Origin of the sequence: Mesorhizobium sp. B2-4-13 (assembly GCF_006658535.1) — a bacterium.
GTDB lineage: Bacteria > Pseudomonadota > Alphaproteobacteria > Rhizobiales > Rhizobiaceae > Mesorhizobium > Mesorhizobium australicum.
Genome location: NZ_VFVB01000006.1, coordinates 221877 through 241189, shown reverse-complemented (window position 1 = coordinate 241189; position 19313 = coordinate 221877). Strand labels below are relative to the sequence as shown.

Annotated in this window: 18 protein-coding genes and 2 tRNA genes; 12 read left to right on the top strand and 8 right to left on the bottom strand. The window is 63.3% G+C overall.

From position 1 onward, the window contains the following. Positions 1-20 precede the first annotated feature (20 nt). Together FJ936_RS18410 and FJ936_RS18405 are read right to left on the bottom strand one after the other, a co-directional pair. Positions 21-1160, bottom strand: coding sequence for a GNAT family N-acetyltransferase (locus tag FJ936_RS18410; protein ID WP_015318178.1), 1140 nt, complete (start codon positions 1158-1160; stop codon positions 21-23). Next, positions 1157-2158, bottom strand: a complete 1002-nt coding sequence (locus tag FJ936_RS18405) for a sterol desaturase family protein (RefSeq protein ID WP_141906845.1) — start codon at positions 2156-2158, stop codon at positions 1157-1159. The genes FJ936_RS18410 and FJ936_RS18405 overlap by 4 nt, the downstream gene beginning before the upstream one ends. 301 nt (positions 2159-2459) lie before the next feature. Here FJ936_RS18405 and FJ936_RS18400 point away from each other — a divergent pair, with 301 nt between their 5' ends. The 6 genes from FJ936_RS18400 to FJ936_RS18375 all read left to right on the top strand — a co-directional run bounded on the left by FJ936_RS18400 (position 2460) and on the right by FJ936_RS18375 (position 8877). Beyond that, on the top strand, positions 2460-3764 hold the full coding sequence (locus FJ936_RS18400) for a M23 family metallopeptidase (RefSeq protein ID WP_140617014.1): 1305 nt from the start codon (positions 2460-2462) through the stop codon (positions 3762-3764). 192 nt (positions 3765-3956) lie between these two features. Then, positions 3957-5123, top strand: a complete 1167-nt coding sequence (locus tag FJ936_RS18395) for an ROK family transcriptional regulator (RefSeq protein WP_140717488.1) — start codon at positions 3957-3959, stop codon at positions 5121-5123. Beyond that, positions 5120-5884 carry an ATP-binding cassette domain-containing protein gene (locus FJ936_RS18390; RefSeq protein ID WP_015318182.1) on the top strand — a complete coding sequence of 255 codons (765 nt, stop codon included), beginning with the start codon at positions 5120-5122 and terminating at the stop codon, positions 5882-5884. Before FJ936_RS18395 ends, FJ936_RS18390 begins: the two co-directional genes overlap by 4 nt. Positions 5885-5923: 39 nt before the next feature. Further along, a complete protein-coding gene (locus FJ936_RS18385) occupies positions 5924-6964 on the top strand; it encodes a sugar ABC transporter substrate-binding protein (protein ID WP_015318183.1) in 1041 nt (346 codons plus the stop codon). A gap of 116 nt (positions 6965-7080) precedes the next feature. After that, positions 7081-8076 carry an ABC transporter permease gene (locus tag FJ936_RS18380; RefSeq protein ID WP_015318184.1) on the top strand — a complete coding sequence of 332 codons (996 nt, stop codon included), beginning with the start codon at positions 7081-7083 and terminating at the stop codon, positions 8074-8076. Positions 8077-8106: 30 nt separating this feature from the next. Next, positions 8107-8877, top strand: coding sequence for an SDR family NAD(P)-dependent oxidoreductase (locus FJ936_RS18375; protein WP_140787586.1), 771 nt, complete (start codon positions 8107-8109; stop codon positions 8875-8877). A 52-nt stretch (positions 8878-8929) separates the two neighbouring features. Here the strand turns inward: FJ936_RS18375 and FJ936_RS18370 are convergent. Beyond that, positions 8930-9005, bottom strand: a tRNA-Val gene (locus tag FJ936_RS18370). 217 nt (positions 9006-9222) lie between these two features. Between FJ936_RS18370 and FJ936_RS18365 the strand changes: the two genes are divergently transcribed. Both FJ936_RS18365 and FJ936_RS18360 read left to right on the top strand, forming a co-directional pair. Next, positions 9223-9299 (top strand) — tRNA-Asp (locus tag FJ936_RS18365). A 312-nt stretch (positions 9300-9611) separates the two neighbouring features. Further along, on the top strand, positions 9612-10127 hold the full coding sequence (locus tag FJ936_RS18360) for a hypothetical protein (protein ID WP_015318186.1): 516 nt from the start codon (positions 9612-9614) through the stop codon (positions 10125-10127). Between the two features lie 71 nt (positions 10128-10198). Here FJ936_RS18360 and rbsK read toward each other — a convergent pair whose 3' ends face one another. Genes rbsK through ugpC form a run of 3 tightly spaced genes read right to left on the bottom strand, consistent with a single transcriptional unit; the run spans position 10199 to position 12662 of the window. After that, positions 10199-11128 (bottom strand): ribokinase, encoded by a 930-nt coding sequence (gene rbsK, locus FJ936_RS18355; RefSeq protein WP_140787590.1) that lies wholly within the window; start codon positions 11126-11128, stop codon positions 10199-10201. A gap of 4 nt (positions 11129-11132) precedes the next feature. Next, a complete protein-coding gene (locus tag FJ936_RS18350; protein ID WP_140787592.1) occupies positions 11133-11585 on the bottom strand; it encodes an RbsD/FucU family protein in 453 nt (150 codons plus the stop codon). A 27-nt stretch (positions 11586-11612) separates the two neighbouring features. After that, positions 11613-12662: a sn-glycerol-3-phosphate ABC transporter ATP-binding protein UgpC gene (gene ugpC, locus FJ936_RS18345; protein WP_140717504.1), complete on the bottom strand. Its 1050-nt coding sequence runs from the start codon at positions 12660-12662 to the stop codon at positions 11613-11615. Between the two features lie 277 nt (positions 12663-12939). Between ugpC and FJ936_RS18340 the strand changes: the two genes are divergently transcribed. The 3 genes from FJ936_RS18340 (at position 12940) to FJ936_RS18330 (ending at position 16719) form a co-directional block, all read left to right on the top strand. Next, positions 12940-14604: a sugar ABC transporter substrate-binding protein gene (locus FJ936_RS18340; RefSeq protein ID WP_015318190.1), complete on the top strand. Its 1665-nt coding sequence runs from the start codon at positions 12940-12942 to the stop codon at positions 14602-14604. A 69-nt stretch (positions 14605-14673) separates the two neighbouring features. Continuing rightward, on the top strand, positions 14674-15795 hold the full coding sequence (locus FJ936_RS18335; protein ID WP_140720722.1) for a sugar ABC transporter permease: 1122 nt from the start codon (positions 14674-14676) through the stop codon (positions 15793-15795). A 6-nt stretch (positions 15796-15801) separates the two neighbouring features. Then, positions 15802-16719 carry a carbohydrate ABC transporter permease gene (locus FJ936_RS18330; RefSeq protein ID WP_023773222.1) on the top strand — a complete coding sequence of 306 codons (918 nt, stop codon included), beginning with the start codon at positions 15802-15804 and terminating at the stop codon, positions 16717-16719. Between the two features lie 45 nt (positions 16720-16764). Here FJ936_RS18330 and FJ936_RS18325 read toward each other — a convergent pair whose 3' ends face one another. After that, positions 16765-17508: a creatininase family protein gene (locus FJ936_RS18325; protein WP_140617022.1), complete on the bottom strand. Its 744-nt coding sequence runs from the start codon at positions 17506-17508 to the stop codon at positions 16765-16767. Between the two features lie 3 nt (positions 17509-17511). Continuing rightward, positions 17512-18078, bottom strand: coding sequence for an SIS domain-containing protein (locus FJ936_RS18320; protein WP_140717510.1), 567 nt, complete (start codon positions 18076-18078; stop codon positions 17512-17514). A gap of 190 nt (positions 18079-18268) precedes the next feature. Between FJ936_RS18320 and FJ936_RS18315 the strand changes: the two genes are divergently transcribed. Then, entirely contained in the window at positions 18269-19291 is a 1023-nt protein-coding gene (locus tag FJ936_RS18315; RefSeq protein WP_140617024.1) for an aldo/keto reductase, read from the top strand. The last annotated feature ends 22 nt before the right edge of the window (positions 19292-19313 follow it).

Below are 19313 nucleotides of genomic sequence, written 5' to 3'. Positions count from 1 at the left end.
CGCAAACGACGATCGTGGCGCTATTCGTCAGGCACCGCGTCGGCTTTCGGCTGCCGCCGGGTCTTCCAGGACTTCGAAACATGGTCCACATGATCGGCCAGTGCGGCGAGATGACCGCGCAAGCCGCGCGCACCCATCATCGACGACAGCGCGACTGATTGCGTGGCGAAGCGGCGCTTGAAATCCTCGCCGCCGCAGAGAAAATCAATCGTGGCAAGGCCACGGTCGAGCGACCACTGGATATAGTCCATCATCAGCACCATACCCGGCGAGGCGCGCTCGTGTTCGGGATCGTAGGTGGTGACGAAAGCCATCATCGTGCCGTGCTGCTCGAAGTTGATCGAGACCGCGATGATCGTGTCGTCAAGCTCCAGCACGAAAATGCGCAACAGCCCGAGGTCGGCCAGCACGGAAATAAGCGCGGCGAGAACCGGCGAGCCCTCATCGAACAGATCCGAAGCGCGGCCATGCCGAACGAGCCAGAGCCGCTTCAGCGTCGCGACCCGCTCGAGCACCGGCTCGCGCGGGTCATCCGCATCCAGGAGGCGGAAACGCAATGCGCCGCTCTCTTCCATGAATTTGCGGCCGCGACGATAGTTCTGCCGGCCCTTTTTCGACAACGTCTCGAACCATTCCGCCCCACTCTGCCAGGGACCAGTGACACGATAGCTGATTTCACCGCGGTGGTTGGGCCGAAGCGCTTTGCCATGGGCCGGGTGCAGCAGGGCATGAACCCCGGCATCCGGCAGCAGACGGTTGAGGTAGATCAGGTCGAAGCCGCCCTGATCGAAGACATGCTGCCAAAGGCGGGAGATCGCCTGCGGGTCGCTGTCGGGTGCAACCAGCGCGTCGCCATAGTCACTGTGATCCTTCGCCGCCCATTCGAGCATGCGGATGCCGGAGCGCCTGAAGGTCGCGAGCGCTATCACGCCCTCGAGCCGGTCGCCGTTCCAGGCAAGCCCAATCCTGAGGGCGCGCCGCTCCTGATGCGGGGTGGTGCGCCACCAGGCCGCGATCCAGTCGGGATGCTGGAAGACAAGCCCGCCAGCCCGCTGCCAGAGCGCGCTCCAGGCCGGTGCGATCTCGGCCAGGCGCACCGCCGATGTCACGATTTCGAAGGTGCGTGTCCGCGGGATGGAGAGCGTGACGGGAGCGTTCATGGCCGTGTCCCTTCCGATGGTCGCGCAGTCCGTGGCTGTCGCTTTCCAGGCCGGATGCGCCTGGCAACATGACCCCACATCCGCTTCAGCGGCATGACATAAAGGCCGGCGAGCGACTGGTAGTCGCGCACATCGCGGTCGACCAGTCCGAACTTGAAGTCCTCGTCGGGCCTCGGCACGCACAATGTTCCGAAGAGCCGGTCCCAGAACGAGAAGAGCAGCCCGAAATTCTTGTCGTAGTGGCGCGGATCGACGCTGTGATGCAGCTGGTGCCAATGAGGACACAGGATCAAGTTGTTGAGCGGGCCGAACGAGATCTTGAAATGCGTGTGCCTGACGAAATCCATCATCAGGATGTTCCGCATGACATAGACGTTAACGCCAAAGACGGTCAGTTCGACAAGGTTCAGCGAAATCAGCGACCAGATGCCGAAGCACAGCCCCACGATAAGCCCGTCCCAGGCTCGGTTCATCAACTCGTCGAGCGGATGGACCCGGTCCTTGGTGATCCCGACCAGCACCTCGGCCGAGTGATGCACCTTGTGCAGTTCCCAAAGCAGGGGGTAGCGATGCTGGGCGACGTGATAGAGATAATAGGAAATGTCGTAGGCGAGCAGCATGCTGATGGTGAAGATCAGCACCGTCACCGGTCCTGCCGGCCCCTCGATCAGAGGCGGCTGAAACTGGAACAGTGTCGAAAACAGCCAGTTGGTCCCGTAGCCCACCGCCGTGACGAAGACAATTCCGGCGGGCAGCATCAGGAAAGGCATCAGGGCCTTCCTGGTGACCCAGAACAGCAGGTCGGCCTTCGCGGAGGGATGGGTGATGACCTCATGGGGGACGACGAACTCGAAAAATTCCTTCCAGCTCTTCTCCTCGACCGTGCGCCAATAGGCCACGAGCGCGCTGACAAGGGTCGTCAGCAGCAAAAGCCCGGTCGCCAGCAGACTGGTGCCCGAAATCTTGTCGAGGATCTTGCCAACCAGGTCGTCCAGCATTCCTACCGCCACGGTGAATCCGAAATACCAGCAGGTCTTTACTCGAAAAGAGTCAATTAAATGCAATCGAATACAGTTAAGAAACCTGGAGCTTGCTCAGCGCGTGACTGACCGCTGCTGGCGGAACATTGGTGCTCCTCGCCAACGATTTCGCGACGTAGCGGCCGTAGCTGGCGATTTCCATGCAACCTCTCGCCTGCATTGCGTGCATTCGGCGTCGCGCTGCCGATACGGCAAGCCTTTGTTAACCCTAATAATGTGTAATCAGGCGGTCGTGGTGTCGTAACGAAAGCTTGGTCCCGTGAACGCAACCGGTCAGTCCGCAGTCTTCGGCAGGCGCAAGGAACCGCACACGATCATCATCGCCCGGGGCAACGAGATCAGGCACTTCACGATCCGTCCCTGGCTGGCGGCATTCATCGGTTCAGCACTCGCCGCCATTGCCATCGGCTACCTCCTGGCCACATCCTATCTCGTGCTGCGCGACGACCTGATCGGCGCCACCACGGCGCGCCAGGCGCGCATGCAGCAGGCCTACGAGGACCGCATTTCGGCGCTTCGCGCCCAGGTCGACCGCATCACCAGCAGGCAGTTGCTCGACCAGCAACTGATGGAGACCAAAGTCAGCGAATTGCTCGAGCGCCAGACGCAGCTCAGCCAGCGGCATGGCCGTCTCGGCCCACTGCTCGAACGCGCCGAAGGTGATGTCGGAACGGTGCCCGCCGAAGATCCGGCCGCGCCCGCCAAGCCGGACAAGCGCGCCGAGGTGACCGGCAGCATCAGCCAGCCAGCGCGGAACTACGCGGTTGCCAGCCTGGGCGCGGACCTCGGCACCGCCGACACAAGGCCCTTCTCCTTGTGGTCGACCCGCACCGATCCGCTGCCCAGCGACTCAGCCGCCGATCGCGCCGACAGGCTGTTCGTCTCGATCAACCAGTCGCTGAAATCCATCGAGAATGAACAGCTCAGCCGCATCAACACGCTCGCGGACAACGCCTACAAAAGCGCCGATGCCATCCAGCAGGCGCTGCAGACGGCCGGACTGCCGGTCGACAGTGATTTCGGCAAGAACGAAAGCGATGTCGGCGGACCGCTGATTCCGCTCGACTCGTCGATGATCTTCGACAGCAAGGTCAAGGAACTGGACGAGGCGCTGGATACGCTCGATCACCTCAAGAAGGAAGCGCGCCGGTTGCCGCTTGCAAACCCTGCCCCTGGCCACTCCGTCACCAGTCCGTTCGGCGTGCGCACCGATCCCATTCTCGGCACGGCCGCGTTGCATTCGGGCATGGATTTCAGGGCGCCGATCGGCATGGCGGCCAAGGTCACCGCGCCCGGCATCGTCACCAAGGCCGGCTGGAATGGCGGCTATGGCCGCATGGTCGAGATCGACCATGGCAATGGCTTTGCCACGCGTTACGGACATCTCAGCGAGATCGACGTGACGGTAGGCGAGAAAGTGGACGCCGGCGCCGTCATCGGCAAGACCGGCAGCAGTGGGCGCTCGACCGGCCCGCATCTGCACTATGAAGTGCGTCACAATGGCGAGGCGATCGATCCGCTGCGCTTCCTGACCGTCGGCAAGAAAGTCGCCCAGTATCTCTAGCAAGATCAGCCGCTCGCTTGCTGAATCCGGAGCCGTCGGTCCCGGTCGAGCACACCTCTCCCCGTCATGCGATATCCCGCACGCCGTAAACCGCCATAGGATCGCGGCTCCTCAGCTTCCGGATTATTTTTGAATTCCATTTGACTGAATAAATATTTGATGCGAACCTTACGTCAAGTGGGGGCGCAAGGCATGGCATTGCGGGGGACCAATCAGGAGTTCGGGCGGCCATACAATCGGCGCATCGTGCTTGAGTCCATCCGCCGTCATGGCCCGATTGCACGCGGCGACATCGCCAGGCACGTCGGGCTCACCGTGCAGACCGTGTCGACCATCGTTCGCGAACTGGAGGAACAGGGCTACATCCTGTCCGTGCGCGAAGAGCCGAAGGGGCGTGGTCTGCCACCGGCAACGCTGCGCATCAACCCGGAAGGCGGCTATGCCGTCGGCATCCACCTGACGCCGCTTGGAATAGACGCCGCGCTGATCAATCTCAGCGGCGACGTTATCGAGAGTTCACGCCGCGAAGCGTCCAACGCGACGCCCGATCACGCGTTCGACCAGATCGGCGCCATGGTCCGCGACCTGACGGGCAAGCGGCCCGGCGGCCGCGTCATCGGCGTCGGCATGGCGCTTCCCGGCCCGTTCGATGTGGACTCCATGAGCTTTGTCGGCCCGACCACGATGACCGGCTGGAAGCATGTGGCGCTGCGTGAGCGGCTGACGGCCGCGACAGGATTGCCGGCGTTCTTCGAGAGCGACATGGCCGCGGCCGCGATGGGCGAGCGGCTCTATGGCATCGGAGCCCGCCATTCCGACTATTACTATCTCTATTTCGGCGTCGGGCTTGGCGGCGCGATGATGCATGACGGCAGCGTTCTGCGCGGCGCCTGGGGCAATGCGGGCGAGATCGGCCACATTCCCGTGGTCCCCGATGGCGAGCTTTGCCCCTGCGGCAACCGAGGCTGCCTCGAGCGCTATCTCTCGCTCGAGGCGCGGGGCCGCCGGGCCGGCAGCGACGCCGATTGGGTGGCGCAAGTCGGCCCGATCTTCCGCAACACCATCGCCATCATCGAAAACCTCTTCGATCCAGAGACGGTCGTGCTCGGCGGCCTGGCGGCATCGGAACTGCTCGAGCGCCTGGCGGACGCGGCCGAACCGCTGCACAATTCGGTTTCGGCCCGCGCGGACCGCAAGACGCCGCGCGTCATCGTCGCCAGCGGCGGCCAGCATGCCGTGCTGCGCGGCGCGGCGGCGCTCGCCGTTTCAGGGGTGTTGTCGCCACGCTTCGGGCAGATGTTCGCCGCCGAACGCGAGCGCGGCCGCGACATACTTTCGGGCAGGGAGATTGCCGCATGAGCGAACCCCTGCTGGTGCTCGACAACGTGACCAAGAACTACGGCGCGATCGAAGCGCTGAAGGGGATCAGCTTTTCCATCGGCAAGGGCGAAGTGGTGGCGCTGCTCGGCGACAACGGCGCCGGCAAGTCGACGCTGGTCAAGATCATAGCTGGCGGTCTCGAACCGACCTCCGGCCGCATGCTGTTCGAGGGCAAGGAATTCCTGGCCCGGTCCCCGGCGGAAGCCAAGGCGGCAGGCATCGAGACCGTCTACCAGGACCTGTCGCTGTGCACCAATGTCGATGTGGTGGCCAATTTCTTCATGGGCCGCGAGATCACCAGAAAGGTGCTCGGCATTCCGGTGCTCGACGAGCGCGCCATGGAAGCCGTCGTCGGCAAGGCGCTGGCCAGCGCCGGGACCCGCATTCCTTCACTGCGCACCAATGTCGAGCATCTCTCGGGCGGCCAGCGGCAGGCCATCGAGCTGAACCGCTTCGTGCATTGGGGCGGCAAGCTGGTGCTTCTCGACGAGCCGTTCGCCGCACTTGGCGTCGAGCAAACCCGGCGCGGTCTCGAAATGATCCGCCAGGTGGCGAGCCAGGGCATCGGCGTCGTCATCATCACCCATATCATGCAGCAGGCTTTTCAGGTCGCCGACCGGATCGTGGTCATCCGGCAAGGCGTCGTGGCGGGCGATGTCGCCCGCAACAAGACAAGTCCCGATGCGGTGATCAACATGATCACCGGAGAGACGCTTGCCGGTGCCGGACCGGCGGGCTGAGGGACAAAGAGGGGTCCGGCTTAACAGGGAGCCAACGACATGAAGCGAATACTTCTTGCTGTCTTCGGTATCCTGGCACTGGCCTTTGCCACGCTTACGCCGGCATTCGCCCAGTCCAAGGGTATCGTCTACTACATGGTGCCGACATTGCTCGACGAATTCCAGACCGGCTCGGTGAGCGCGCTGGAGCTGTTCCTGAAACAGACCGGCTACGAGATGAAGACGCTGAACGCCGACAACAAGACCGACGCGCAGCAATCGCAGATGAACGACGTTATCGCGCTGAAGCCGGCGGCGATCATCCTGGCCGCCGTCGATTTCAATGCGCTGAAACCATCGATCGAGGCCGCGCGCGCGGCCGGCATTCCGGTGGTCGAGTTCGACCGCCAGATCACGTCGACACCGTCCGACTTCACGTCGGTCGCGGGCACCGTCGAGATCGGCTACGTCGCCGCCGAGCAGGCCGAAAAGCTTCTGAAAGCCAAGAACGGCTCGGTGAAGGGCAAGGTCCTGCAGGTGCTTGGCGATCCCGGCGATCCCTACACGCTGGACATCCAGAAGGGTTTCGAGGAGAAGATGAAGGCGTTCCCGGACGTCAAGATCATCTCGCTGCCGGCCATGCAGTGGGAGGCCAGCAACGCCGGCACCATCGTTGCCGACCAGATGCTGGCCAACCCCGACATCGACCTGATCTTCAGCCATGCCGCACACCTGTCGGTCGCCGCCGTCGCCTCGCTCGAGGCCGCCGGCAAGAAGCCGGGCGACGTCATGCTGATGAGCTCGAACGGCGCACCGGTCGGCCTCGACCTGATCCGCAAGGGCTGGCTCAACGTCGAAGTCGAGCAGCCGCTTTACGCACAGGCCGCCGCCGTCGCCATGTTCATGGACAAGGTCGTCAAGAAGGAAGAGATCAAGCCCGGCGAATACGATGTGCTTGGCCTGAAATCGACCCTCACCAAGGAAGCCTGGGGCCCCAACATCAAGATCCCGGGTGCCGCCATCACCAAGGAAAACGTCGACAACCCGGCTTTCTGGGGCAACCAGAAGCCGCCGACGGATACCGTCAAGCCGGTCGAATAGACAGGCGGCCCGACCGCTCCGGGCCATACCAGGCCCGGAGCCCTGCCCTGCCCGCATGAAACGAGACGCAGGCAACCTGCCGCGGCCTTGATCCCGCACGCCAACCGGATCGACACATGAACCCTCGCACACGCCACGCCCTGGAGTTCGTCCTCGACAACCTCGTCTGGTTCATGCTGCTTTTTGTCCTGGTCGTCTTCTCGCTGTTCATCCCGAACTATTTCCAGCTCGGCATCTTCGCCAACATCATCGAGGCGTCGAGCGTGCTCGGTGTGATGTCGATCGGCCTGGCGCTGGTCATCATTGCCGGGCACATGGACCTGTCGGTCGAATCCGTCGCCGCGCTCAGCGCCATGGCGGTGGGCATCCTGTTTTGTTCCTCGGGCATCGGCCTCGGCGTGCAGTTGCACCCGGAATGGCTGATGGTTCCGGTCTCGCTGCTGCTGGCGCTGGCCGTCGGCGGCCTCATCGGCGCCTTCAACGGCTATCTCGTGGTCAAGGTCAAGATGAGCGCTTTTATCATCACGCTCGCCTCCTACATTTGGGTGCGCGGCCTGGTGCTGGTCATTTCGGGCGGCCGCTCGGCGCAGGATCTGGCACCCGCCATCCGCTGGTTCGGCATCCAGCGCCTGGTCGGCCTGCCGCTTACCGCCTGGATCGCGGTGGCCTGTTTCGTCGTGTTCTCGCTGATCATGGCCAAGACCCCGTTCGGCAGGCACCTGGTGATGATCGGCGGCAATGAAACCGCGACCTTCCGTGCCGGCATCCGGGTGAACCGCAACCTGATCATCGCCTTCGTGCTCGCCGGCGCCATCGCAGGGCTGGCCGGCTGGCTGCTGGCGATCCGCACCTCGGGCGCCACCGCCAATCTGGGCGTCGGCCTTCTGTTCAACGCCTTCGCGGCCGTGGTTATCGGCGGCGTCAGCCTGAAGGGCGGCGTCGGCACCTTGCCCGGCGTCTACGCCGGCGTGCTCCTGCTTTCTGCCATCAACACGGCGATCAACCTGATGGGCCTGCCCGCCAACTTCACCCAGGTCATCCATGGCCTGCTGGTGCTGGCGGCCGTGCTGCTCGATGCATTCAAGCAAACCATTCGCCAACGATTGGCGTGAGACGGGGATTGGCGTGACAGGACGGCTCGCATGACAGGACGACTGGAAGGCAAGGTGGCGCTGATCATCGGCGGCGCGCGCGGCATCGGTAAGGGCATCGCGCTGCGCTTCGCCGAGGAAGGTGCAAGGCTGGTGCTCGCCGACTCCGAGACCGAGGCCGGGCGGGCAAGTGCGGATGAGCTTGGCGTTCCCTTCATCCGCACCGACATCTCGCAAATGAGCGACGCCGAGGCCGCCGTGGCGCTTTCGCTGAAACACCATGGCCGCCTCGACATCATCGTCCAGAATGCCGGCATCTATCCCTGGCAGTTGATCGAGAACACCAGCGCCGACGACTGGGACCGCGTCATGGCGGTCAATTTGCGCGGCACCTTCAACGCCAGCCGCGCAGCCCTGGTGCCGATGAAGGCGCAGCGCTTTGGCCGCATGCTCTACACCTCCTCCATCACCGGCCCGCATGTCACCAGCCCCGGCCATGGCCACTATTCGGCGACGAAAGCAGGCATCAACGGCTTCATTCGCGCCGCAGCGCTGGAATTCTCCGGCTACGGCATCACCGTCAACGGCGTCGAACCCGGCAATATCCTCACCGAAGCCATCCAGGAGCATCGCGGCGCCGCCTATATCAAGAACATGGAGGATTCGATCCCACTCGGCCGGCTCGGCAGCCCACGCGACGTGGCCAACGCCTTCCTGTTCCTCGCCTCGGACGATGCGAGCTACATCACGGGAACGACCATCGTGGTCGATGGCGGGCAATTGCTGCCCGAGGGCAAGGATTTCCGTATGGTGCCGCCGTGATACCCGACGCGCCAGCGGCCGGGTCTCAGCTGACTTGAAATGTGAGTTTGAATGGTGGGCGATGACGGGCTCGAACCGCCGACATCTTCGGTGTAAACGAAGCGCTCTACCAACTGAGCTAATCGCCCGCTCCGGGCCGGACCTTTAAGCGGTCGGGACCTGCTTCGCAAGGCCAAATGAGTGCGGGATGCCCTGTTCGCAGGCCGGATTTGCGAACAAAATGCCGGCTGTCAAAAAACCTTCTCCTGTTTGGCGTTATGATGGTTTGGTGCGCTTGACACCCGGTAGCGAACCCCTTATCCAGCGCCCCAACGACGAACACGGCTGACACGTGCTCGTCAATGCGCGGGTGTAGCTCAGTTGGTTAGAGTGCCGGCCTGTCACGCCGGAGGTCGCGGGTTCGAGCCCCGTCACTCGCGCCATTTCCCCTCAAGGACGATGATCCTTGGCTCCGGGGAAATGCCGACAAAATTGTCAAAGACCTCTCCAGGAACAGCGTCCGAAGACCTTCTTCGGCCCCGTTCTTCTCGGCTCCAAAATCGCCCTTGCATGAGCGATGCCTTGGAATCCACGACGCGATTCGTGTGGGTCGCCAAGCAACGGACGAAGAGGCCCTGCGGACAGCGGACGACTTGGTCGTTGCGAATCTGCTTGCGCAACCGCCCACAAAACGCTCGATTCATGCCGCAGGCAGCCACATTGCAGTATGCTGCCGGAATGGCATGGAGGACGTAATGTCAATTGCACCGAACATTTCCACGCGCACGATATTCACGCTGATTTGCCTGGGTGGCGCGACGACGGCCGCATCCGTCCTTTTTCCCGCCGCCGCGTCGGCCGACCGGCTGCAGCGATGCGCTCGCGAGGGTGAGATCTGCCGCCTGCCCTATCCCGCCGAGGTCGTCTACGGCGCCAGGGGCCGCACGACCTCGCGTTACATCGAGCGCAACGCGGTACCCTGTTCGAACCGCGTTTTCGGCGATCCCGCGCCGGGCAAGGAAAAGTTCTGCTTCATCGTGAAGCGCGACCGTGACGAGTCGAACGACGACTACGATCAGCCACGCCGCGAGAAGTGGGCGGTCTGCGCCGAGGAAGGCGAATTCTGCGATTTCTATGGCCGCAAGGTGGTCAGGTATGGCGCCCGCGGCCGGTTCACGCAGGACGTGTTCCGCAATGGCGTCCAATGCGACAACGATGCATTCGGCGATCCCGCTCCCGACCAGGGAAAGCGCTGCTACGTCATGCAGTAGCTTCTCAACGCCCACTGACCCGGAGGCCAGAACGGTCTGGGCTCCGGGGGCTCCGCGGGCTTTGGGCAGCCTTAGCGCTTGGCCAGCAACGCCTCGACCTCCTGCAATATCGGCATAGACGGTGCCGTGCCTGGACGGGTCACCGAAATGCCGGCCACGGCGCAGGCGAAGCGCACCGCCTCCAGCGGCTCCACGCCGCGCGAAAGTGCTGCGGCCAAGCCGCCGTTGAAGGCGTCCCCCGCGCCGGTGGTTTCGACGACAGGGCCGGCACTGATGGCGGAAACATGCTCGGAGCGATCCTTCGTGTGCAGGAGCGCGCCCTTTTCGCCCAGCGTGACGATGACCGTGCCGACGCCCTTTTCGAGCAGCTTGCCGGCGGCGGCGCGGGCCTCGTCGACCGAAGAAACTTTCAGCCCGGTCAATTCCTCCGTCTCTGTCTCGTTCGGTGTGAGATAGTCGCACAGTGTGTAGGTGCGATCGGGAAGCTTTGCCGCCGGTGCCGGGTTGAGGATGGTCGCCACCCCGGCCCCGCGCGCGATCTCCAACGCCCGCATCGCGGCATCGATCGGCTGTTCGAGCTGCGTCACGAAAACTCCGGCCCCCCTGATAAGGTCGGCATTGGCTTCGATGTCCTCGGGCGTGATCAGCATGGCAGCGCCGGGGCTGACGATGATGGCATTGTTGCCGCTCCCCTCCTCGACGAAGATATAGGCGGCGCCGGTGTAGCTGTCCGGCGTGTCGATGGCGGCGCTCTTCACGCCGGCATCCTTCCAGGTCCGCTTGGCCATGTCGGCGAAGGCATCGACACCGAGGCGGGTCAGGAACGCGACGTCGGCCCCCAGCTTGCCAGCGGCCACGGCCTGGTTCGACCCCTTGCCGCCTGGCCCCAGCTTGAAGGAATTGCCAAGGATCGTTTCGCCCATGCGCGGCTGGCGCTGGGCCCTGTAGGCCGTGTCGGCGACAAACACACCGAGGATGACGACCGGCTTGCCCGAGGCCATGCCGCTACTCCGCATCCGGCGGCACGACGCCCTTGCGGAAGGCAAAGCAGCCGTAGAAGCGGCGTTCGCCGGTCTGGATGACGCAATAGGCCTGCTTGGCGCGCTCGTAGAAGGCGTAACGCTCGACCGGCACCATCGGCCAGAACTTGCCCTCCGCGGCGTCGATCTCTTTCTGCACTTCCTTCTGCACGGCTGGGATCTCGTCCGGCTTTCCGACGATCTCCATTCGGGCGGCGGAATCATCGACGAACGTGTCCAGCGGGTAGAGCGACAGCACCGCCTTGACCACTCGCGCCGCCGGCGCATCGATGCGGAGCACCCGACCGAGTGCCGTCTGGCGCGCCACCGAATCGGACGGGAAGTTGGTGTCGGCGATGATCAGGTCGTCGCCATGCCCCATCGCCCGCAATGCCTGGAGCACGTCGGCATTGAGCAACGGATCGATCCCTTTGAGCATGATGGTCCTCGTGGAGTGCGTTTGAGATCAGAGACGCTTGCCGGTCTCGGCATCGAACAGATGGATATGGTCGAGCCTTGGCCGGAGCTTCAGCGTATCGCCGGGCTTGAAGTCATGGCGCTCGCGAAACAGCGCCACCATCTCGCCGTCGCCGAAGCGGAGGAACACCAGGGTTTCCGAGCCGGTCGGCTCGACCACGGAAATCTTCGCCGGCACGCCTTCGGGATGGATTTCGAGATGTTCGGGGCGCACACCATAGACGACGGAGCGCCCTTCCTCGACGGTGTTGTTCGGAGCGACCGGGAATAGCGTTCCGGCAATCTCGACGCCGCCCTTGCGCCCGGTACCCTTGAGCAGGTTCATCGACGGCGAGCCAATGAAGCCGGCAACGAAAAGGTTCGCCGGCCTGTCGAAAAGCTCCAGCGGCGCGCCGACCTGTTCGATGCGGCCATCGCGCATGACGACGATCTTGTCGGCCATCGTCATGGCCTCGATCTGGTCGTGGGTGACATAGATGGTGGTGGTCTTCAGCCGCTGGTGCAGTTCCTTGATCTCGGTGCGCATCTGGACGCGCAGCTTGGCGTCGAGATTCGAAAGCGGCTCGTCGAACAGGAATACCTGCGGATTGCGCACGATGGCGCGCCCCATGGCGACGCGCTGACGCTGGCCGCCGGAAAGCTGGCGCGGGTAGCGCTTCAGATAGGGGCTGAGGTCGAGGATGTCGGCGGCGCGCTTGACCCGCTCGGCAACCACGGCCGGATCGGTCTTGCGCAGCTTGAGGGCGAAGGCCATGTTCTGCTCGACCGTCTTGTGCGGGTAGAGCGCATAGTTCTGGAACACCATGGCGATGTCGCGTTTTGCGGGCGGCAGGTGATTGACGACACGGTCACCGATGGCGATCGTGCCGCCGGAGACGGTCTCCAGCCCGGCCACCATCCTGAGCAGCGTGGACTTTCCGCAACCGGACGGGCCGACAAGCACGACGAACTGGCCATCGGCAATGTCGACGCTGACTTCGTGCAGAACCTTGACGGTTCCAAACGCCTTGGCCACATTGCTGATCGCGACTTGAGCCATCGTTCCCCCATCGGCTCCACTGGCCGTAGGCGCAGAAGCTAACCAACGCGACCGGTCAGGGCAAGTCGGTCTCTTATAGATAAAAACCCGTCCTCGTTGACACGGCGTTTGGTTGTGAGAATAGTGACGAGCGCCAATCCGAACGCCGGTACTCTACCCGAAAAAACGGAACGCGAAGCGACGCAGGTCGGGGTCCTGATTTCGCTTCTAAAAAGGCCAGCGCCCGGCACGATTGGCACTTTCGATTCACGACTAACGTTCTGGGAGGAAATAGTCCATGCGAGTAGGTCTTTACGACAAACTGGTACGTGCCGGCGCCACAAGGCGCGACATATTGAAGGGCGCGGCCTCGATGGCCGCGATCGCCGCCGCATCCGGCGCCGGACTTGGCGCGCTGACGCGCCCGGCTTCCGCCGCAAGCGAACTGCGCTCGAAAATCCTGCAGATCCCCGGGGTTGGCAAAGGCCAGCCGACAGACGCCGACTTCCAGAAGGTCGGCGAGCTTTGCCTGGAGGCGACCAAGGCCAATGTCAAGGAAGGCGAGTTCGCCGGCGTCGAGCTCACCTTCATGGGACTCAACAACCAGAACCTGCACAATGTGCTGTTCCGTGGTTTCCTGAAGCCATGGGAGACCTATACCGGCGCCAAGATCAGCTGGATCGACCTGGCGCAGGCCGACTACAACGCCCGCCTGCAGCAGTCGATCGCCACCGGCACCGTCGACTTCGACATTATCGAGATGGGCGCGCCGTTCGAGGGCGACGTCTGCGGCAAAGGCCTGACTTCGGAGATGCCCGACTGGGTCAAGAAGCAGATCGACTTCGACGATCTCGTCAACTACCTCAAGCCGCCCGTCGGCACGTGGGATGGCAAGCAGTACCGGGTCACCATCGACGGCGACGCGCACAATTTCAACTACCGCACCGACGTGTTTGCCGATGCCGACCTCGCCAAGCAGTGGAAGGATGGCGGGGCGACGAGCGAATGGGGCGTGCCTAAGACCTGGCAAGAGGTTCAGGCCGTGACCAAGTTCCTGAAAGGCAAGAAGTTCAAGGGCCAGGATGTCTACGGCTACCTCGACGCGCCCAAGCCCTGGGGCGGGTTCGGCTTCTATTTCCTGGGCAGCCGTGCCACCGCCTACGCCAAGCATCCCGACGACAAGGCCTGGCTGTTCGACGCCGACACGATGAAGCCTCGCATCAACAATCCGGCCTGGGTACGCGCCATCCAGGACGTCATCGACGCCCTGCCGTCGGAGCCGGCCGACCAGATCAATGCCGACCCGAACACCACCGCCTTCCAGCAGTTCCTGGCCGGCACCGGCTCGATGATCCCCTGGTGGGGCGACGTCGGCTCGAACGTCAAGACCAATGACAGCTCGGTCATCGGCGATGTCACCGGCTTCTCGATCCTGCCGGGCTCCGACGATGTCTACAACTCCAAGACCGGCAAGTGGGAGAAGCTCGCCAGCGGCCCGAACTATTCGCCCAACTGCGCCTATCTCGGCTGGGGCGTCTATGTCATGGCCCGCGTCGATAGCGACGAAAAGAAGAAGAAGGCGGCATGGTCGGCCGCCGCCCATCTCGGCGGCAAGGACCTGTCGATCTGGACGGCGATGTATCCGTCGGGCTTCCAGCCCTACCGCAATTCGCACTTCGACATTCCGGAGTGGGTGGCGGCCGGCTACGACGAGGCGTTCATCACCTCATACCTGAAGTCGGAAGGCGACAGCTACAACCATCCCAACGCGGCGATCGAGCCGCGCATCCCCGGCATCTTCCAGTATTACAGCGCCGCCGAGGATATCCTGGCCAACACCTTCGCCGGCAAGATGAAGGCGCAGGAAGGCGCCGATGCCATCGCAGCCGCCTGGGAGAAGCTGACCGACCAGATTGGCCGCGACAAGCAGATCAAGCTCTACAAGGCCTCGCTCGGCATGTAGGCTGCCCTGTGAACCGTGGTCCGGCGGCAGCGCCGGGCCACAGCCTTCCCTTCCAAACGGGCGAGATTTGTGACTGACCAGACTTCGACCGCGACCCGGTGGCCGGCAGACGCCGCCCCCAATGATCTGATCCCGCCGGGCCGCAGGCGTCTGGGATGGGCGCTGATGGCGATTGCCACGTTCGGCCTGCTGGCGACGATCGTGGTGCAGATCCTCTACAAGACCGAGGTCGATACGATCGGCTTCGAGACATGGCGGCCCGTGGTCTACGCCTATGTGCTGTGGGGTGTGGCGATCGGCATCGGCCAGGTTCTTACACGCGGCGAGGACGGCCAGCGCGCGCTGTTCCTGCTGCCGGCCCTTTTGTTCACCATTGCGATGGTGATCTTCCCGACCCTGTTCGGCTTCTACATCGCGCTTACCGATTGGAACCTCTCCTCCTTCAGCGGCCGCAGGTTCAACGGGCTGGACAATTTCTGGCAGATGCTCGCCGACCCCTACTACCGCAACGCCCTGTTCAACATGGTACTCTATGTGCTGGCGGTGCTGGTCGAATATGTCATCGCCTTTGGCCTGGCACTGCTCCTCAACGCGCAGATCCGGGCTCGAAAGTTCTTCCGGGTGGTGTTCCTGATGCCCCTCATGCTGTCGCCGGTCGCGGTGTCGTGGATGATCGGCAAGTCGCTGATGGAATACCGCTTTGGACCGGCAGCCACGCTGGCGCGCCATCTCGGCTGGGAAGACCCGGCCTTCTTCTCGAACCCGATCACCGCCCGCATCTCGATCATGCTGCTGGACGCCTGGACCTTCATCCCCTTCATGATGATCATGCTGCTGGCGGGGCTGCAGGCGATGTCGCGCGAGGTGCTGGAGGCGGCACGTGTCGACGGCGCCACGGCCTGGCAAACCTTCTGGCAGGTCACTTTCCCGCTGATGCTGCCGGTGTCGGTGACGGCGGTGATCCTGCGCATCATCTTCAAGCTGAAGCTTGCCGACATCATCATCACGGTCACCTCGGGCGGTCCGGGCGGCGCCACCGATTCGGTCTCGAGCTTCATCTACCGCGAATACCGCGACCGCTCGAATGTTGGCTATGGCACCATGCTGGCGATGGCCTATCTCGTCATCATCGTGGTGTTCGTGACCTGGCTGTTGAAGTTCGCCGGTCGTTTCGTCCGCAATGTGAATTAGGTAGAGATGAGCGTTCAGACCACCGACTACGTCGCATCCGAAATCCGCTCGCCGGCGAGCTTCCTCGCCAGCCGCGTCTTCATCTATGGCGCGCTCGCCTGCTGGGGCTTCATCTGCCTGTTTCCGATCTATTGGACCATCACCACATCGTTCAAGACGGCGGTGGATGTCACCCAGGGCCACCTGATCCCGTTCGTCGACTTCCAGCCGGATTGGAAAGGCTGGCGATCGCTTGGCCTGTCACCGGACTCGATCTTCCAGACATCGACGGTGCGCGACGAGTTCCTCAAGCGCTTCATGAATTCGGTCATCACCTCGGTTGGCGCGTCGAGCCTGGCGATCATCATCGGCAGCCTCGCCGCCTATGGCCTGACCCGCTACCGCTACCATTTCGCCTGGTTCAAGAACGAGGACATCTCCTTCTTCTTCCTGTCGCAGCTCATCCTGCCGCCGGTGGTGCTGGCCCTGCCCTTCCTGGTGCTCTACCGCGAAGTCGGATTGCTCGATACCCGCGTCGGGCTGATCCTGCTCTACACGCTGATGGTGCTGCCGATCGTCATCTGGATCATGCGCGACCAGTTCAATTCCATCCCCGTCGAACTCGAGGAAGCAGCCCTCGTCGACGGCCTGTCGATCTGGGGCGCCTTTTTCCGTATCGTCATGCCGATCGCGCTGCCGGGCATGGTGGCCGCCTTCATCCTGGCGATGGTGCTGTGCTGGAACGAGTACTTCTTCGCCGCCCTTTTGACGTCCACGGACGCCAAGACAATTCCCGTCATGGTGGCGAGCCAGACCGGCTCGCAGGGCATCAACTGGTGGTCGATGGCAGCCCTTGCCACGGCGGCAATCGCGCCACTGGCGGTCATCGGCATCGCCCTGGAGCGCTACCTGATCATGGGCATGACCGCTGGCGCGGTGAAGTGACCGGGCGTCTTCACCTCCCCTCGGTCGGAGAAAGGTCGCGCTAATCTAAGCCTTCAGGATCGCGCGCAGATGATCCATGATCATGGCGACGCCCTTCTGTCCAAGTGCTGCCGAGGCTTCCGCCGCAGTTGCCGTATACCAGCTTTTGTTGTCCGCGAAATGCGCGGCGTCCACCGCTTCCGGGCATAGCGCCAGCATCAGCGATGTCTCGCCGATGCCGGCATGGTCGAACGGATATTTGCCGTTCATGGCGGTCGGCATCAGCGGGTGCACCTGCACCCAGTTGAAGAAGTTTTCGCCCTCGGCATGTCCGGCATAATAGTCGGCCATCGTCTCTGAACCCCACCAGCCCTCGCCACGCTGCTTCTCGAGGAAGCGGAAGATCGCCTGTCTGCCTGCGGTCTTGAAGGCGAGATCCGTCGGCATGCCGGCGGCGAAATTCTCGGTCTGGTGATGAATGATGGCGTGGATGTTGCGAAACCCAATGCGCAGCAGGCTGTAGAACAGCGCCTCGCCGAATGGCGCCAGTTGATTGCCGCCGACCTGGACGGAGCCGCTGCCTTCCGGCGGTGCCACCGCGTAACTCGCCGCGCCATAGTAGAAGGGCGGCAGGATGACGACATCGCTCTCTTTTTCGAACAGCTCCAGCGTCTTGATGACTGCCAGCGTATCCATGCCGACGGCCATGTGCTCGCCATGGTATTCCAGCACGCCGAGCGGCAGCGCGACCGGCCAATTCTGGGCGATTGCCTTTCGGATCTGGTGCGGCAGCATCAGTTCATAGCGCATGATCTATTCCATGTTGGTGTGGCGGGCGCGCATGGCTTCCGGCGACGCCGCGGTCATCTCCCTGAGTTTCAGCACCATGATCTCGAACAGCACGAACAACGCGCCCTCGAACACCGAGCCCATCGGCAGCACCGACGTCTTTTGCGGCCCCTGGTCGTCGGCCATGGTCTGCGCCGGGATCAGCAGCGTCAAATCGGCCAGCCCTGCGGCGCTGCCGCCTGCCTGGGCGGTCAGGAGCAGGACGGTGGCGCCTGCCTCGCGCGCGATGCGCATCAGGGTGAGTACGGTCGAGGTTTCGCCGGGTCCGGAACTGACAAGCAGGACATCGCCCTGCCCTACAGGCGGGGTGGTCATGTCGCCGACGACCGAAACCGGCAGGCCCAGATGATAGAGCCGCATGGCGAAGCCCTTCACCTGCAAGGCCTCGCGGCCGCAGCCATAGACGACGATCTGTCTGGCACCGACCAGCATCCCACAGGCGGCGTCGATCCGATCGCCATCGACGCGCGCCAGCACCGCGCCAAGCTCGTCGAGCGCGGTCTTGAACATCTCCGAGCTGGAGTTGCTCACGGCCGCGCCGCCTGCGCGCCGGCAATCGAATTGGATTGGCAATTCCTGATCACGCTTTTCCCCGGAACAGCTTGATTTCGTTCATGCTAGCAACCGGGAAAATGCGTGTCCAACGCTCAGCGGCGCTTTTGCCAAGCCACGAGCGTGATAGTGTCATGTCAGACAAATCAATCCGGGAAAATTTCAAGATATGAAGACACGGCATTTCGACCGCATCGGCAATGGCGGCATCACCTTCACGGAGCTGGGTTTCGGTACAGCGCCGCTCGGCAATCTTTACCGCGCCGTCTCCGACGAGGATGCCAATGCGACGCTGGAGGCCGCCTGGGCGACCGGCTGCCGCTATTATGACACCGCGCCCCTCTATGGGCTCGGCCTATCGGAAACGCGCCTCAATCCGTTCCTGCGATCCAGGAAGCGCGACGACTACGTGCTGTCGAGCAAGGTCGGCCGCATCATGCGCGCCTGCCCGCCAGAAGAGCGCACCGGCATCGGCAAGTTCTTCGACACGCCGTCGCGCAAGGAGGTCTACGATTACAGCTATGACGGCGTCATGCGCTCGTTCGAGGCCTCGCTGGAGCGGCTTGGCGTCGACCGCATCGATATCCTGTTCGTGCACGATGTCGATATCTTCACCCACGGCAGCAAGGAGGCGTCCGACCGGCGCATCGAAGAGTTCATGCGTTCGGGCTATTATGGCCTGCTCGCCTTGCGCGACCAGGGCGTCATCAAGGCGTTCGGCGGCGGCATCAACGAATGGCAGGTGGCCCAGACCCTGGCCGAGCGCGGCGATTTCGACCTGTTCCTGCTTGCCGGGCGCTATACGCTGCTGGAACAGGAGGCGCTGACATCGTTCCTGCCGCTTTGCCAGAAACGCGGCATCGGCATCGTTCTCGGCGGCCCGTACAATTCCGGCATCCTGGCCACCGGACCGAAGTCCGGCGCTTACTACAATTATTCCGAGGCGCCGCAGGAAGTGCTCGATCGCGTGGCGCGCATCGAGGCCGTCTGCAAGCGCCATGGGGTCAGGTTGATCGAAGCCGCCCTGCAGTTCCCGCTGTTGCACCCGTCGGTGGTTTCGGTCATCCCCGGCGGTCAGCGGCCTGAAGAGGTCGAGAGCAACCGCTCGCTCCTGGACGCCAAACTCCCTGCAGCGCTCTGGGCCGACCTCAAGAACGAAGGCCTCATGCGCGCCGACGCCCCGACAGCTTGAGGAGCTACCGTCCGGCCCAATA

Bases quoted from the DNA above. Each gene is read 5' to 3' on its own strand.
- FJ936_RS18390 (WP_015318182.1), top strand. From the start codon at position 5,120: ATGAGCGAACCCCTGCTGGTGCTCGACAACGTGACCAAGAACTACGGC.
- FJ936_RS18405 (WP_141906845.1), bottom strand. From the start codon at position 2,158: ATGCTGGACGACCTGGTTGGCAAGATCCTCGACAAGATTTCGGGCACC.
- FJ936_RS18325 (WP_140617022.1), bottom strand. From the start codon at position 17,508: ATGCGCTATGAACTGATGCTGCCGCACCAGATCCGAAAGGCAATCGCC.
- FJ936_RS18330 (WP_023773222.1), top strand. From the start codon at position 15,802: ATGAGCGTTCAGACCACCGACTACGTCGCATCCGAAATCCGCTCGCCG.
- FJ936_RS18410 (WP_015318178.1), bottom strand. From the start codon at position 1,160: ATGAACGCTCCCGTCACGCTCTCCATCCCGCGGACACGCACCTTCGAA.
- FJ936_RS18395 (WP_140717488.1), top strand. From the start codon at position 3,957: ATGGCATTGCGGGGGACCAATCAGGAGTTCGGGCGGCCATACAATCGG.
- FJ936_RS18380 (WP_015318184.1), top strand. From the start codon at position 7,081: ATGAACCCTCGCACACGCCACGCCCTGGAGTTCGTCCTCGACAACCTC.
- FJ936_RS18360 (WP_015318186.1), top strand. From the start codon at position 9,612: ATGTCAATTGCACCGAACATTTCCACGCGCACGATATTCACGCTGATT.
- FJ936_RS18385 (WP_015318183.1), top strand. From the start codon at position 5,924: ATGAAGCGAATACTTCTTGCTGTCTTCGGTATCCTGGCACTGGCCTTT.
- FJ936_RS18340 (WP_015318190.1), top strand. From the start codon at position 12,940: ATGCGAGTAGGTCTTTACGACAAACTGGTACGTGCCGGCGCCACAAGG.
- FJ936_RS18375 (WP_140787586.1), top strand. From the start codon at position 8,107: ATGACAGGACGACTGGAAGGCAAGGTGGCGCTGATCATCGGCGGCGCG.
- FJ936_RS18315 (WP_140617024.1), top strand. From the start codon at position 18,269: ATGAAGACACGGCATTTCGACCGCATCGGCAATGGCGGCATCACCTTC.
- rbsK (WP_140787590.1), bottom strand. From the start codon at position 11,128: ATGGCCTCGGGCAAGCCGGTCGTCATCCTCGGTGTGTTTGTCGCCGAC.
- ugpC (WP_140717504.1), bottom strand. From the start codon at position 12,662: ATGGCTCAAGTCGCGATCAGCAATGTGGCCAAGGCGTTTGGAACCGTC.
- FJ936_RS18350 (WP_140787592.1), bottom strand. From the start codon at position 11,585: ATGCTCAAAGGGATCGATCCGTTGCTCAATGCCGACGTGCTCCAGGCA.